At 58.6% G+C, this 13096-nt stretch carries 16 protein-coding genes; 7 read left to right on the top strand and 9 right to left on the bottom strand.

Annotated elements, in window-relative coordinates:
* Position 1 precedes the first annotated feature (1 nt).
* The 3 genes from F812_RS0104750 to F812_RS0104740 form a co-directional block, all read right to left on the bottom strand.
* Positions 2 to 727: a hypothetical protein gene (locus F812_RS0104750; protein WP_020084814.1), complete on the bottom strand. Its 726-nt coding sequence runs from the start codon at positions 725 to 727 to the stop codon at positions 2 to 4.
* A gap of 160 nt (positions 728 to 887) precedes the next feature.
* Positions 888 to 2267, bottom strand: a complete 1380-nt coding sequence (locus F812_RS0104745) for a hypothetical protein (RefSeq protein WP_020084813.1) — start codon at positions 2265 to 2267, stop codon at positions 888 to 890.
* 59 nt (positions 2268 to 2326) lie between these two features.
* The gene (locus F812_RS0104740) at positions 2327 to 2674 is read right to left on the bottom strand and encodes a hypothetical protein (RefSeq protein WP_020084812.1); all 348 of its coding nucleotides are present in this window, start codon (positions 2672 to 2674) and stop codon (positions 2327 to 2329) included.
* A 330-nt stretch (positions 2675 to 3004) separates the two neighbouring features.
* Between F812_RS0104740 and F812_RS0104735 the strand changes: the two genes are divergently transcribed.
* The 3 genes from F812_RS0104735 (at position 3005) to F812_RS0104725 (ending at position 5107) form a co-directional block, all read left to right on the top strand.
* Positions 3005 to 3940: a hypothetical protein gene (locus tag F812_RS0104735; RefSeq protein WP_020084811.1), complete on the top strand. Its 936-nt coding sequence runs from the start codon at positions 3005 to 3007 to the stop codon at positions 3938 to 3940.
* A gap of 303 nt (positions 3941 to 4243) precedes the next feature.
* On the top strand, positions 4244 to 4819 hold the full coding sequence (locus tag F812_RS0104730; protein ID WP_156827258.1) for a hypothetical protein: 576 nt from the start codon (positions 4244 to 4246) through the stop codon (positions 4817 to 4819).
* A gap of 60 nt (positions 4820 to 4879) precedes the next feature.
* Positions 4880 to 5107: a hypothetical protein gene (locus F812_RS0104725; RefSeq protein ID WP_020084809.1), complete on the top strand. Its 228-nt coding sequence runs from the start codon at positions 4880 to 4882 to the stop codon at positions 5105 to 5107.
* A gap of 83 nt (positions 5108 to 5190) precedes the next feature.
* On the opposite strand, the gene F812_RS0104720 is transcribed toward F812_RS0104725, so the two are convergent.
* Together F812_RS0104720 and F812_RS27260 are read right to left on the bottom strand one after the other, a co-directional pair.
* Complete coding sequence (locus tag F812_RS0104720; protein ID WP_342446739.1) at positions 5191 to 5637, bottom strand: ankyrin repeat domain-containing protein; 447 nt, start codon at positions 5635 to 5637, stop codon at positions 5191 to 5193.
* A 139-nt stretch (positions 5638 to 5776) separates the two neighbouring features.
* Positions 5777 to 5923: a recombinase family protein gene (locus F812_RS27260; RefSeq protein ID WP_083929072.1), complete on the bottom strand. Its 147-nt coding sequence runs from the start codon at positions 5921 to 5923 to the stop codon at positions 5777 to 5779.
* A 707-nt stretch (positions 5924 to 6630) separates the two neighbouring features.
* On the opposite strand from F812_RS27260, the gene F812_RS22575 reads away from it, so the two are divergent.
* On the top strand, positions 6631 to 6984 hold the full coding sequence (locus tag F812_RS22575) for a plasmid mobilization protein (protein WP_020084807.1): 354 nt from the start codon (positions 6631 to 6633) through the stop codon (positions 6982 to 6984).
* The gene (locus tag F812_RS0104710) at positions 6981 to 8393 is read left to right on the top strand and encodes a relaxase/mobilization nuclease domain-containing protein (RefSeq protein ID WP_020084806.1); all 1413 of its coding nucleotides are present in this window, start codon (positions 6981 to 6983) and stop codon (positions 8391 to 8393) included. Before F812_RS22575 ends, F812_RS0104710 begins: the two co-directional genes overlap by 4 nt.
* 65 nt (positions 8394 to 8458) lie before the next feature.
* On the opposite strand, the gene F812_RS0104705 is transcribed toward F812_RS0104710, so the two are convergent.
* Both F812_RS0104705 and F812_RS0104700 read right to left on the bottom strand, forming a co-directional pair.
* Entirely contained in the window at positions 8459 to 8815 is a 357-nt protein-coding gene (locus F812_RS0104705) for an ankyrin repeat domain-containing protein (protein ID WP_156827257.1), read from the bottom strand.
* Positions 8809 to 10023, bottom strand: a complete 1215-nt coding sequence (locus tag F812_RS0104700; protein WP_020084804.1) for a hypothetical protein — start codon at positions 10021 to 10023, stop codon at positions 8809 to 8811. The genes F812_RS0104705 and F812_RS0104700 overlap by 7 nt, the downstream gene beginning before the upstream one ends.
* Positions 10024 to 10055: 32 nt before the next feature.
* Between F812_RS0104700 and F812_RS0104695 the strand changes: the two genes are divergently transcribed.
* Positions 10056 to 10919 (top strand): sigma-70 family RNA polymerase sigma factor, encoded by an 864-nt coding sequence (locus F812_RS0104695; RefSeq protein ID WP_020084803.1) that lies wholly within the window; start codon positions 10056 to 10058, stop codon positions 10917 to 10919.
* Here F812_RS0104695 and F812_RS0104690 read toward each other — a convergent pair.
* Positions 10916 to 11305, bottom strand: coding sequence for a helix-turn-helix domain-containing protein (locus tag F812_RS0104690; RefSeq protein ID WP_083929070.1), 390 nt, complete (start codon positions 11303 to 11305; stop codon positions 10916 to 10918). The genes F812_RS0104695 and F812_RS0104690 overlap by 4 nt on opposite strands.
* 330 nt (positions 11306 to 11635) lie before the next feature.
* Here F812_RS0104690 and F812_RS26365 point away from each other — a divergent pair, with 330 nt between their 5' ends.
* Positions 11636 to 12127 carry a hypothetical protein gene (locus F812_RS26365; protein ID WP_156827256.1) on the top strand — a complete coding sequence of 164 codons (492 nt, stop codon included), beginning with the start codon at positions 11636 to 11638 and terminating at the stop codon, positions 12125 to 12127.
* A gap of 398 nt (positions 12128 to 12525) precedes the next feature.
* Here the strand turns inward: F812_RS26365 and F812_RS0104685 are convergent, their stop codons facing one another.
* Positions 12526 to 13074, bottom strand: coding sequence for a hypothetical protein (locus F812_RS0104685; RefSeq protein WP_156827255.1), 549 nt, complete (start codon positions 13072 to 13074; stop codon positions 12526 to 12528).
* Between the last annotated feature and the right edge of the window lie 22 nt (positions 13075 to 13096).

Below are 13096 nucleotides of genomic sequence, written 5' to 3'. Positions count from 1 at the left end.
ATCACGAACTCTCGCTCGGAAACGAGCACAAACCCGTGGCTTCTTCCATTTCAGCGGCCGTGAAACGGATCTGCGCCAACTCCGCCGCAGAGATCGTTTCCTTCATCACCGCCTGTCCCGGACGCTTTCTGGCCAGGTCCACTTTGATCGTCACACCCTGGTCATTCGGCACCTGGACGTAGCACCAGGAAGAGGTCCATTCCTGATTCCGGACGAACGACTTGTATTCAACGCCGGTTTGGACATTGATCCCGCGCTTGAACGCGTTGCTTTTGAACAGATTGAACGAGGTAGAGGCTTTCTCCAGCGCCTCCAGCTTGGCGAGTTGTTCGGAAAGCTCCGCCCGCTTCTGATCCAGTCCCGCTTTCTCGTCCTCAAGCGCCTTGCCGCGCCCTTCAAGCCCGGCAATCTCCTCGTTCCGCTTCTTGATCATGAGATCGAGATCACGCTCTCGAAGATCGAACGCCTTCTGCCGCTCCTGCAACTCCAGCTGAAAGGTTTTCTCCATCGTCGACAGGCCTTCGCTCAGCTTCTTGTCGAAGCATTTGTCATCACCCTGGAACGAAATTCCGGCGACGCATCGCATCTCAGACCAGATCGGATCATCAGGAAGAGAGCGCGAGATGTTGAATGCGACTAGCAATCCAATCGACCCCGTCACGCAACCGACCACGCAAACCGTGCCAAAATCCAAGATCCCTGCGCCAACATCACCCAGCTTGCCCATTGTCCTTCCTTTCCTTAAAAACGCTCCGATTTCGCAACCTCAATCGTTCGTTTCAGTCTTCTATCTCGGTGTTGGGAACCGTCTCCTGCACCTCAAGCGCAAGATCTGTCTCTCCGTGAAAATTCCTCTCTCATTTGCTATTTTGCGGAAAAGAGCGCGCTTACGCGCGCTCTCTCTTCTTGCCAACCGGCGCTGCAGCACCCTTTTCCGCCCCCGGCAAGGCAATCTTGGCCAGCACATCCGGATTGAGCAGCTCCTTGCCGACCACGTCATCGAGCTCAAGCAGCCCGCGCACGCGCGCTTCCCGCTTTTCCCGGCGCCGCACTTCCTCGAGCCCATGCAGACCCAGGAAGACGAGCGCCCAGACAGCGAACAGATCGATACCTATCGCGAGCGCCAGGGCGGGCTTGAACTTGTGCTTGAACTCCCAGACCACCTCCGACATCGAGACCGACTCCACCAGCGAACCGCTGACGGCTTCAGCGCCGGAGAGCTCATCGATCAGCGTTCTCAGCTTGCCAGCGATCTCCGCCATGTCCTGGCGGGTCTGGTCGATCGCCGCCGCCTGCCGCGCGCCAACCTTGGAGCCGTCGGTCGGCATGGCCGATACCGCCGATTCCACCGCTGCCAGCGACGAACGCACCATCTCGCCAAGACCGGCCGAGTTCATCGCTCCGATCATCGAGCGAAGCTCCGACGCACCCTTTACGAACACGCCCTCTCGCTCGCTCATCTTGAGATCGCGGTTGTTTACAGCCACCGAGATCTCGGCCAGCTTGGCGCGCATTTTCACGGCTTCCGCATCGGCCTTCTCGATCGCGCCACGGATTTCTTCCGAACCCGTATTCAGAACCGCTGCTGCACCTTCAAGAGACTGCGACAGCGGACCAGCGCCGCGGGCTCCGGTCGCCCCGCCGCCGGCAGCCTCCGACGTTCCGCGCGCCGAGAAACCAGCGGCCTTCGCCGACATTGCCGTCGGGATGCCACGCGCGTTCTTGATCTGCGCCGTAGCACTGGCAACGGCCTTCTCAAGCTTGTCGGTTGCAGCGTTGAGATGCATCTCCAGCGCCGGGATGCCGGTCGTCGACATGAACGCGTACCAGCTGCTTGTTCCAACAGCCCAGCAGCAGAACAGGAATATGCACACCCACCCGCCGATGAACGCGGATGTGCGATCCATCGTCGTCGAAAGCTTCGAGGCCTTGAGGAAGCCGATATAGATACACATCGAAAGCGTCATCGCGACGCTTAGCGCCATCAGCGAGTTGTCCAGCGTTGCACCCAGCGAGCGCGCCAGCTCGTAGTTCAAGCCCTTGTAGACCATCTCGCAGGTCAGCAGCGCAGCCGCGATCACGGCAAGCTCCGCCAACTTGGCTGAGACCGCGTGCGCCCGACCGCGCTTTTTATTGCGAACGATACGGCGCTGGCCTTCCTCAACCTCCTCCTTCGTCGGCAGGTTCATATCCCAGCCGAACGCCGTTTCCTTTTTCGCTCCGAGCTTGCCCTTGGTCCACTCGAGCAGACGCTTGAAAATCTTCATCGCTAGTCCTTTCGCCTTAGTTTCTTTGGCACATCAAGCCGCGGAACCGCGCGGCCGGCTCACACGTCGCCCAGTCCGAGATTGAGCTTCGATTTGCGGGCCCAGTTTTCGAACCCGCGCACCTCGGCACGCTTTTCCTTGATCATTTGATCGAGCAGATAGCCCATGCTCAAATGCACGCCGGCGCGCAGCGCCAGCTTTTCGATATCGGCGACCGCCACGTCCGGCTGGATGTAGCTTTCGAACGACCGCTCCATGATCAGCGGAACGGGAAGCCCCATCCCCAGCTTGGTGCGGTTGAGGATCACCCCATCGCCAAACATCCGCGCAGAAAACGCGCCGTAAAATGCCGTCCGCATGTAGAGAGGGTCGTCCAGCACATCGAACTGAGAGCTTGCGTTTGACATCGGCTTTCCTTTCCCAACGGCGACATCGCATTGCGCGTCACACAAGCCTTGGAAAAGCTCCGGCCCCTCTCAATCACCCCTGCCGTTGCGAAATTCGCGGTGATCCTGCGCTCCCATTGCAGCCAGCGCTGCTGGAACCAAACAGCGCCCATTCTCAAGCCCCTCGCGCGCACGCTCCGGCGATTTTTTCGCTATTGAAGCCCTCAACCGGGTGACCCGGACACCTCACGCGAGGCCCGAGCACCTTTGAGCAGGCCCGGCACTTCAAACCGCCACCCAACAGCGATACGCTCCGGCTTCGGAATTTTTTTGGGGGGAGTCACCGATCACATGACCTTCGACCCAACCAGCCTGCCGCAACGGCTCTATCTGGCCGAAGCCATCCGCTGCTACATCAAGGACAAGAACATTCCTCTGGCTTTCAATAAAAAGCCCGACGGAGATCCCATCGATTGCCTGCAGACCCGTCTTAAGACCTTCAAGACCGTCGACCGACCGGGCGGCGTCCATATTGACCGCAATGCCATTCGCGAAATCGCCTCGCCGACGGAGGACAAGCCCAATCCGCACCACGCAGCCGCCGTGGCCGCGTTCTTGGAACAGGAAGGCTACTGGCCCGTCCCCCTTCATCACGCCATGCTCATGCTGCCCAGCTATTTTGGAGCGGTGACGCCGGCCAACGAGCGCATCCTGCGTCGTATCGAAGGAGATTATGTCAGCTATCAGTATTCCAGCCGCGAACCGGACCGCATCCTGATCGGGCACACGACAATCCGCATCGCCAAAGACTGGGGTTGCGGCGTTGTCATGAACACCATCCGCACCACCACAACACCCGGCGTATCAGCTGCCTACAAAGGCGTCATCTTCGCTGACCATGATGCGATCCATGCCCTGATGCGTGCCGAAGACGAAGACGCTGGATTTCCCGCCTTCATGCATCTCGATCCCGGCGCAGCCCCCGAAGTCCTGAACGGATGCTGGCTTGGCAACGCACGCACCGTGCAACGGCATCTGAGCTCCATCACACTGCACAACGCCCCCTATCCGGAAGACGACAGCCCCATTCTGCCCGCACACCGGGACGTGCGTATGCCTGAGATCGTCCGCCGCCACATGCTTTGCGTCTTGAAGCACGGTCCGAGCAATTACCCGCCGGAGTACGTCTATCGGAACCCAATCGAAACCAAACCACCCACCTTTGATCAGGCCGAGCCCACCCCCTTGAAAACGCCCATGGGTTTCATCCCTCGCAACGAAGGATAGCCTAGGCACCGAAAACAGGTCTCTCAGATCGGCGCTTTTGTTAGCGTCTGTTTGAACCGTCACGCCCCGCGTTTCACGATTTCTCTGAAATTTTTCCCGTCAGAACCAGCCAGCCTTACCAGCACTTTTATCCGACGCGTCCGGCAAACCGCGCGACGTCATGATTTTCGGTCGCGCTTGCAACGACCTTCCGCACCAGCACCGCGAAGGTCGTTGCATTTCCGGCCCTATGCGCCGGATGGGCAAAGTGCATGGCTGGATGGTCCAGCCAGAAAAAACTCCTAAGAAAGGAAACTTACAATCATGACTACTCAAACAACAAATAAAGCACCTATCTACGAACTTGGCTTTTGCGCCAAGAAAGGCACGGACGGTCGCGGAAGCGAAATCCTCGGCTCCATGGTCCGCTTGGCCGCCGTATGGGAACGCAAGGATGCCACCAAAGGCGGTCTAGTCGATTTCTATACCAAAGCCGCATCCCCGTTCGGAGCTCTGGGCGACGGCGTCGTCTTCCTCCTGCCGCCCAATCTTCCCGAGCAGCGCGATCCGGACAAGCCCTACCCCATCTACGAGCTGGGTTTCTGCGCCAAGCGCGGAAAAACCCAGTCAGGGCAGGATATCCTGGGTGCCATGGTCCGCGTCGCGACTGTCTGGCCCCGCAAGGATGTCAGCAAGGGCGGTATCGTAGACTACCACCTGGATCCCGCTTCCCCCTTCGCCAATCTCGGCGATGGCGTGGTGTTTCTGATTCCCACCGAAACCAAGGGCAGCACTCCCCAGCCTGCCCATCAAGCAAACGAGCCGTATGATCCGGCGACGGGCGAGCTGAACGGCCACCTCGTCGACACCTATGCGGCTCCCGCCCTCGAGCAAATCTAAGCTCAAAAGGCCCGCCCCTCGCAGGGCGGGCCTTTCTCTTTCTACCAAACGAAAGGACCGATGATGAACACTCTTCGATACAATTATCTTCTGTCGGTGATCCGCAAGCTCGAGATCGAAACCCAAACGGCCGATGCGATCGCCGCACGCATCCTCAAGAACGGCGATATCTCTGCGCTCACGTCATTCGATGTTCAACAGCTTGGCCAGGCCGTCCAGACCAGTGCCATGCTCGCCCACGAAGCCGCAATCCAGCTCCCTCACGTTGCGGAGGTGCGATATGACTAGCCATCCCCACGATCTCAAATATATGGAGAGGCCATCCGACCGGCCGGTACATGGCAATCGTCCGGCTAAAGTCGCGGGCGGCGTCAGGACATATCCGGTGCTGGTGCCTGAGCTGTCGATGGTATAGCCGCCGGCAACCTGTCCTTCAGCGCCGCGTTCAAAATGACGTCGAAGACCTTACCCTTCCCCGAAGCCACATGCATCGCGGCTGCTCTTAGAGCCGCATAGTCCTGTGCGTCCACCTTCGCACCCGATCGGATTAGAAGGCTCGCCATATCCTCGTTGGCGTGATGGGCAGCCGTCAACAGCGCCCGGCCATCGCAGGCATTCACATCCGCTCCGGCCTTAATGAGAGCCTGAGCCAATAACAAGAAATTAGTGTCAACAGCGTTCCATAGTGCGAGATCGTTCTCGGCATGAACGTCCACTCCGGCATCCAGCAGCTCGATCATCGAAAAGTACTCTCCAGAACGCGCGCCCCTTACCAGTGCCCTTTCTCCAAAATGTGAACTTAATACGATAAGTTTCATAATTGTTTTTCCGTTTCTCATTGTATTTTATATTCTATCTATGGATTACATAGTGTACTGACACAAATCAAATAGAATTGCTCTCGCGTACCGAAGTGTTTTTATTACTTTTGGCGAGCGATATGATTTCCACTCTTTTTCAGTGCAGATGCTGGCGTCGCAGTAGTTTTCGTGCGGGCGCCGTCTGCTTGCCGCCCGAAACACCATGATCCTTGAAGATTTGATTGCACTGCGCACTTTCAGCCGCATCAAGCTGCACGCGAAGCTTCTGATCTTGGGTGGAAATCCTTGCCGCTCCTGTATTTCATCGGGTGGGCGCTTTCTTTCCAGATAGGCCGCCACCTTTTGGGCTTTAAGGCGGCCTTGGGCGGCGTGCGTAAGCCGCCGCTCCACATGCGGGCATACACCAAGGATGCGCTATGGCCGAGCGTAAGCAGGGCTTACCCGCATACGTGTGTGTGTTGCCCCGCGTCCTATGCTAGAATAAGTATCGTGGCAACGATTCCATATTCAGCCGGCGATTTATTTGGCTTCATTTCGATATATGAATAAATCGACGGCAGCTTTTAATTCCCATAATCGAAAATTCTTGCATTTTTTCTCCGAGTGAGGCCTAATATAAAGGCCGAACGAGGAGCGAGATGTGTTTTTGGTACCCAAAAACCCTCCCATTCGGACGTAAAACGGGGCTTCGCCACCGTTTACGTTTATCCGAATGGTCGGCATCTCGTGAGGAAACCGTCCCGGTTTCCCTCAACCCATCCAGGGTCGGGCATGTGCCCGACACCACACCGGGGCAACGGCCGCCCCGGACCCCGGCAAGCGGATAGCTTATCCCCTGACATAAGCTAACGGCTCGCCATCCCCCCACAGCGCACGGCCCGCGCACACGACACCCGCCACGGCCTTATGGCCGGGCAGGGTCATGCGCGTTCCGGCTTTAAGCCGGGCCGCCACTTCACAACACAGTCAAAACAGCTATGGAGGATCCTATTGAGCAACATCACAGGTCGCGGCGGCCGTCCCATCAAGCAGAAGGACGAGCTGCGCTGCATTCAGATCAAAATCCGCATCACCATTGCGGAAGACCACTATTACCGGCAGCAAGCCGCCCAGGCGGGACTCTCCGTCGCCGAATACCTCAGAAGGGCCGGACTGAATCTCGTGATCTCGGTTCCGCGCCCCATGGCAGACGCGCAGCTGATCCGCGAGGTCAACGCCATCGGCGTGAACATCAACCAGATCGCGCGTGCCGCCAACCGAGGCCAGGACGAGCGCGACTTCTGGCGGACTCTCGCCGACAAAGTGGCCAACACCCTCGATGAACTGGTCAAGAGGTCGGTTTGAACCCGCGCATCCTGCATGGGCGCTCGTTCAAAGGCGCCGCCGCCTATCTTTTGAAAGGATCCAAGCACGAACTCAATGACAAGCGAGTTGCGTGGACGATGACGCGCAACCTGGCCACCCAAAATCCGGAAACCGCCTGGCGCGTGATGGCCGCCATAGCCATCGACGCTCCGCAGCGGAAAAAAGAGGCCGGAATTCCCTTAACGGGCCGCAAGCAGAAAAACATCGTCAAGCATCTCGTGCTGACGTGGCACCCCGAGGAAAAGGACACCCTCACGCGCGAAGATATGGAGGCCGCCATCGAAGGCGCGCTCAAAGCCTTGGGCGCCGATAATCAGCAGTCGCTGATCATCGCCCACAACGATACCAAGCACCCCCACGTTCATATCCTGATCAACCGCACCCTCGACAATGGCACGCTGCTCGACGATTCCAACGAATGGAACAACCTGTCGGCCTGGGCGCTCGAATACCAGCGCCAACGCGGTCAGCATTATTCACCTCAGCGCGAATTGAACGCCGAGGCCCGCGCCCGCGGCGAGAAAACCAAATATCGCGCGGTCCCGCGTCACATCATTGATGCTGAGAAATTCATCCGGCATTCGGTCAACGACAACCCCGATCGCCGCATCGAGCTGCGCCACAAGCACCATGCGCTGGCCAAAGAGCAGGCCAACCGCTCGCACAAGCTGAAAAAGCGCCACAAGACGCAATGGGATACCTTGCAGCAAGACTTCCTGCAAAGCCGCCATGCCATCCGCGAACAAGCCCGGAAAGGGCAGGCGGCGGCGCGTGTGCAGATCATCGAGACGTTCCGGCCCCAGTGGCGAGCCTTGAAAGAGGCAGAGATCGCCGAACGAAGACAGTTCGAGGCGCGCGAAAAATCCACTTTCGGGCGTCTTTCGAACCTCTTCCGCAATGTCGACATCGCCCACTCGGCTGCCGACGGCCCGCGCCCTTCCATCCTGACCCAGCTCTGGCGCGGGATCGGAAACGCGACCGAGCGACAGGCCATGTTCGACAAGCAGCTCTCGCAGCGCCGCCAAGAGCTGGATATGCGCCAGCGCAAGGCCATCAGGGCAGCCATGCTCCCTGTCGTCGCCGCCTATAAGATGGAATCCGAAACCGCGGTCATCGAGTACCGCCGCGCGCGCGCAGACCTTACATTCATTCAGCGGGGCGAACTCGCCAAGAACAAGGCAGAATGGCACCAGCTCATCGAGCGCCGCAAAGCCGACTTCGAAAAGCTGGCTCTCTCGCTCGATCGCACCCAGGACTTCAAAAAGGCTGCTGACCCGCAGACCTTCATGGACAAGCTGCGCAACCGCGCCGCAGATTTCCGCTCCGATCGTGACCGCGATCCGCCAAGGCCGTTCAATGACAATGACCAAGACCAGGAGATCGAATGATCCCGCCAAATCTCTTCGTGTCAGACAGCTAAAACGCGCAATAGCACAGCAGCAAAGACGTGTAGTCACTCGGGCTCTGCCAACGGCACCGCCCCGCCGGGATACATGGCCTCGTACAGCAGCCTGGAGATTTCATAGTCCCGACGCGCGTCCGCATGATCAATCGCAAGATAGCCCTGATGGTCTCGCAGCCACGGATTGGCCGAGTGGTGACGCAACGCTTCACGAAGGTAGTCCCCGCTCCCATTGAACGCAGCCGTATGCAGCGGCGTAAACCCGTCCTCGAAGTCGACTTCGTCTAATTGCTTGCCGGCCGACAGCGCCTCGCTCAATTCGACGATGTCATTTGCCCGAGCCGCTGTGAACAGGTTCGGATCTTTCCGTCTCGGCCCCTCTTTGGATTGTGCGCGCGGCTTCAGCACGGGCGATACCCAATGGCAAACTTGTCCCGCAATTCCAGAAGCGATCCATATTGCGGGCCTCTCTCCGAGACCTGCACGAAGCCAGCCAACGGATCTGAACGCGGCCGATCGATCCAGTACGTCGATGACTGAGAAATAATCTCCACGCCCAGCTGCCTAAAGAGATCCCCTCCATCAACCGGCCAGGCAATGGCCGCGTTCACCGGAATGGCCGCGTCCTGCTCCTCGGCGGCTGTGGGGAACAGGAAAACCCGCGGATTGAAATGACGCGGCAGGAACGAGGTCAGCATCGACTGCGACACGCCTGCCCCCGACGGATTGCTGAGAGTAAGGCTTGCCGAAACCCCCGTGGTCCTCATTGGAGATGCGAGCCCGAAACGCTCCAGCACGATAAACCCGGAATAGAGGTAGATGAGCCGCGACGACAGCGTATCGAGGCGCCGCAAACACTCCAGTGCTGTCGTTTGCACGGTTCCAACCCGCAACGGCCCGGCTTCGAGGCTTGGCGGGATCACGCATGCGATGACATCGACCGGGCTAATATTGCCCTTGAACGCATGGCAGAACAGCAACAGCAGATATTGCCTTTCAAAGGACGGGTCATCGGTCTCAGGCCGGCAATAGGCCACGAACATCGTGCTGTCCAAAATCCTGGCCAGCTCGCCTTGGTGGGTAGCAGGCTCGTTACCCTGAAATGCTTTCTGCGGCTGATAGAATATCGCCAGACACTCGCGATGATACTCCCGCTTCGCGTCCGACGCCGCGCGCTCAACTTCATCCAGCAAGCCCTCCGCCCTCAGCCCACGAATATAGCGGTCGATGTACTGGAACTTCGGGTCCGATGGCAGATGGGTGTTTTGGGGATTGAACCAACCTTTTAAGTCATCGAGCTTCAGCAAATCGCTGCGCGGCCGGTCGACCGTAACGTCCACTCCCAACCGACGCTTCTCTTCTGCCTCCAGCGCATCCTCCCGCGCCATCATCTGATCCCGGATCGCCTGCCAACCGACACGCTTCCGGCTCTCCTGCGCAAGCTGCTTTTTGTACCGCAGCAACAGATCCATGTAGTGCTGCTTGAGCCCATCCGGAAAATAAACGAGCGCCGGATCGACCGGCTTTTTCCCCCCGACTTTTCCCCCCTGCCCGCTCCGAAGGGTAACAACCTTACCCTTCGCGCCGGAGCCCTTCGGCCGTTCACTCGCCGTCATCGATCTCGCCTTTTGCGAAGGAAATCAGATTCATGACGCGCAAGCCCCTTCCGGTTCCGGCACCCGTTTTCGACAAGGCTCAGAACCTGTCGCTGGCCGCACAGTACCACGCAACGCGCGCCCCCCGCCTCCTGGACCAGTTGGTCAAGAACCACCAGGGCCTGGTCTATAGGTTAGCCAAAACCTTTGGCCGTTACGACATCGCGCTGGACGACCTCATCTCCGAAGGCACCCTGGCTCTCGTTCAGGCCATCCACAACTTCGACCCCGCCAAGGCCGGCGACGCCTCCTTTGCGACCTACGCCACCTATTGGATCCGCACCGCCATCAAAGATTACATCATGCGAAACCACAGCATAGTGGCCGTCACCCCCACCGGCGACACCAAGCGCGCCTTCTTCCGCGTCCGCTTCGAGCGCAACAAGCTGGCTGAAGCGAACGCCGGCGTCCTGCCCCACGATTATCAGAAAACGATTGCAGACAAGCTCGGCATCTCCATCGCCACCGTCGCCCTTGTCGAAGCACGTCTTGCCCGCGACGTGTCCGCAGACGCGCCCCTGCTTTCCGCGGAGGACGGGACTCTCGTGGAAACTTTCACGTCCTCCGATCCCGTCCTCGAGCCTGCCCCAACGCCCGAAGATCTCGTTTCCCAAATCCAGGAGCGAGACTATCTGCGCAAGCTCGTCAAAACCCTGACCCACCGCGAGCGTCAGATCGTCTGCGAACGTGTGCTCGCTCCCAATCCGCCGACGATCGCGCGCCTGGCTGAAAAGCTCGGCATCACGCCGCAGCGTGTTCACCAGCTCGAAACTCGCGCCCTCAAAAAGTTGAAAGCGGCCTCGACCGGCATGATCCCGATCGGAGATCCGGCTGCGGCAGGGGAGACCGATGCCTAAGTATTAGCGCCCATGCCCACCGGTAACTTCGAGCCCAGCATCCCGGCGTGAAACTCCCGGCCGCTGCCCCGTTTACGCCCGGGTGTGATGCGCGGGCCTAGATCGAGCTCGCGCTCCTGGGCGAAGCGATCGACGATCGCAAACACCTGCGGACGCAGCTCTGTGGGGACCACCATCAGCTCGCAATCAAGCGCTTTGCTCATGTCCAGAACCAGACCCAAAGATAAGCCTGTTGTCCCGACCTCGATCCGCGACAGCTGCGCCTGCGCCGACCCCACGTCACGGCACAGGTCCTGCTGCGATTTTTTGCGGATCACCCGCCAGCGGGTCAACGAATTGACCAGTTTCGTCCGTTCTTTTACGGCTCTTTTTTTCCATGCACTCATTATGATTTCCCTCAATTATTGGTTGTACATTTTTCCATGTTACCAGAAAATGGCATTCGACTTCAAATAGACACGCCTTTGTATGTCGCGCATTCAAAAACAACTATAAATTGACATCAATAAAAGCGAATGGGGCTGGCCGCGCTCGAGTCTTCCGAGTTTCCCCAAGAAAGCAATATTGTTACCCTCTCCACCTCAGCTTCGCAAATCGCAGAAATCGCAGCTCGCAGGCGCCAACCAAACCAGCGGCAGTCGCGGTAATTTCTATATAGAGAAATAGCTCAGCGAGCTTTCACGGCTTTGCCGATAAATGCAGAAAAGAGTTTTTTCTTGCATTATCGTAATAAATTATGCAATACCAGCCAATTATCAACAATTACGGAGACGATCCAGAAAGAAACCACCGTTATGTCCAAGCGACTTTTTATTTCATCACTTGCTGCCACATTTTCTTTTGGCGCAGCCGTTGGGCTGGCAATTGACGAGTTAATCTCAAATACAAGCAGCGATTGCCCCTCCTCCAGAAATCAGACTGACAGACAATTCCCACCACTCAACGATTGGGACGCGCCAGCCACTGAAAATTCAGAATCCGGAAATCAGGCCGACAATCACTCATACCGGCTCAACAAACCGGAAGCAAAAACGCCCGACGCCCCCAGCGACGACCTCGAATGCCGGGAAACCAGCCCTGGTGTGTCTCGCTGCTGGCCCAAAGACCTTGCGCCCGCCCCCGACCAGAAGTTGACCTGCATCGAATCCGGCAACGAAACCCTGTGCTATCCCACACCCGCAGCCAAGAGCCCAAAGCTCGACCTTTAAGACTTGCAGCCCGTGCTCTCAAAGCGCACGGGCCGCTTCCTTCGGACTACGCGGCTCGGGCTCCTGCGCACCCTTGACGCCGGCTCTTTCGCGGCCTCACTCGGAAAACCGTACCCGCCGTCCGGGTACATGCGTCGAATAGCAAGCTCATAGCTTCCCCATCTCGCCGCACTTCCGCATGATCCATTGTCGGCATTCGTTGTTGTCCCGCACTCAGGGATCGACGTGCTTCCTCGAGAAACGGCACGTTCCCGTCAGCACGGTGGTGCGTCCGGGAACGGCTTTCCGGTTCTCCACACTCATGGATCAGCCCCCTAATCCCGCCTCTCGCCAGCAGGCCTTCCAACACTTAAAATCTTCCCGCCAACGGAAGCCTACGCGCATGCCCGGCGCCGGCGCTAGCGCTCCATCTCAATGCCAGGTTTCGGCGCGTTCTCAACCTCGGCCACGCGTTCGAGGGCCCGCGCCCGAAGCCGCGTCATCAAGGTGTCAGACACGTTGCTCTGATGTCCCGTGAAGCGTTCCAAAGCAGGCCGCTGCTGACCGACAGGGCCGATCCGCTTCATCTCCTGCCGCTCTACCGCTGTCAGGACATCGCGCGTCAGCACCATTCGCTGTCGCCACAGCCCGTCATTGCGCGCTGAAAACTCATCGACGATTACCTGCCGCTCCCGCGCATAGGTATCGAGCTTCGTATTGGCCTTTGAAAATGAACCCGCAACGCCGCCCGGGGCGATCTGCGTCTGCAGATCCGGCTCATACCGCCTCTCGAGCACGGACAGCTTTTCACGCGCCTCGGCCTTCAGCTGCTCGGCGATGTTGTTGATCTTCGAAAGATGTTCATCCGCATAACGGATCTTTGGATGGCCCGGCAGCGCCGCGCGCGCGCCGTCCATCCAGATCTTGAGCTCGAGCAACATCGCACTGTCATCAAGCTCGCCAGCCATCCCGCGCTCCTGCATCGCCGCC

The organism is Hyphomicrobium zavarzinii ATCC 27496 (assembly GCF_000383415.1).
Classification (GTDB): Bacteria; Pseudomonadota; Alphaproteobacteria; order Rhizobiales; family Hyphomicrobiaceae; genus Hyphomicrobium_C; species Hyphomicrobium_C zavarzinii.
Note: the sequence above shows the minus strand (reverse complement) of the source record. Positions and strands in the feature narration are given on the sequence as shown.

What these genes read in the sequence shown, in the direction of transcription:
- F812_RS0104725 (WP_020084809.1), top strand. Translation starts at nt 4,880, where the DNA reads ATGATGAACACTCTTCGATACAATTATCTTCTGTCGGTGATCCGCAAG.
- F812_RS0104700 (WP_020084804.1), bottom strand. Translation starts at nt 10,023, where the DNA reads ATGACGGCGAGTGAACGGCCGAAGGGCTCCGGCGCGAAGGGTAAGGTT.
- F812_RS0104745 (WP_020084813.1), bottom strand. Translation starts at nt 2,267, where the DNA reads ATGAAGATTTTCAAGCGTCTGCTCGAGTGGACCAAGGGCAAGCTCGGA.
- F812_RS0104735 (WP_020084811.1), top strand. Translation starts at nt 3,005, where the DNA reads ATGACCTTCGACCCAACCAGCCTGCCGCAACGGCTCTATCTGGCCGAA.
- F812_RS0104685 (WP_156827255.1), bottom strand. Translation starts at nt 13,074, where the DNA reads ATGGCTGGCGAGCTTGATGACAGTGCGATGTTGCTCGAGCTCAAGATC.
- F812_RS0104740 (WP_020084812.1), bottom strand. Translation starts at nt 2,674, where the DNA reads ATGTCAAACGCAAGCTCTCAGTTCGATGTGCTGGACGACCCTCTCTAC.
- F812_RS0104690 (WP_083929070.1), bottom strand. Translation starts at nt 11,305, where the DNA reads ATGAGTGCATGGAAAAAAAGAGCCGTAAAAGAACGGACGAAACTGGTC.
- F812_RS0104695 (WP_020084803.1), top strand. Translation starts at nt 10,056, where the DNA reads ATGACGCGCAAGCCCCTTCCGGTTCCGGCACCCGTTTTCGACAAGGCT.
- F812_RS0104730 (WP_156827258.1), top strand. Translation starts at nt 4,244, where the DNA reads ATGACTACTCAAACAACAAATAAAGCACCTATCTACGAACTTGGCTTT.
- F812_RS0104750 (WP_020084814.1), bottom strand. Translation starts at nt 727, where the DNA reads ATGGGCAAGCTGGGTGATGTTGGCGCAGGGATCTTGGATTTTGGCACG.
- F812_RS0104720 (WP_342446739.1), bottom strand. Translation starts at nt 5,637, where the DNA reads ATGAAACTTATCGTATTAAGTTCACATTTTGGAGAAAGGGCACTGGTA.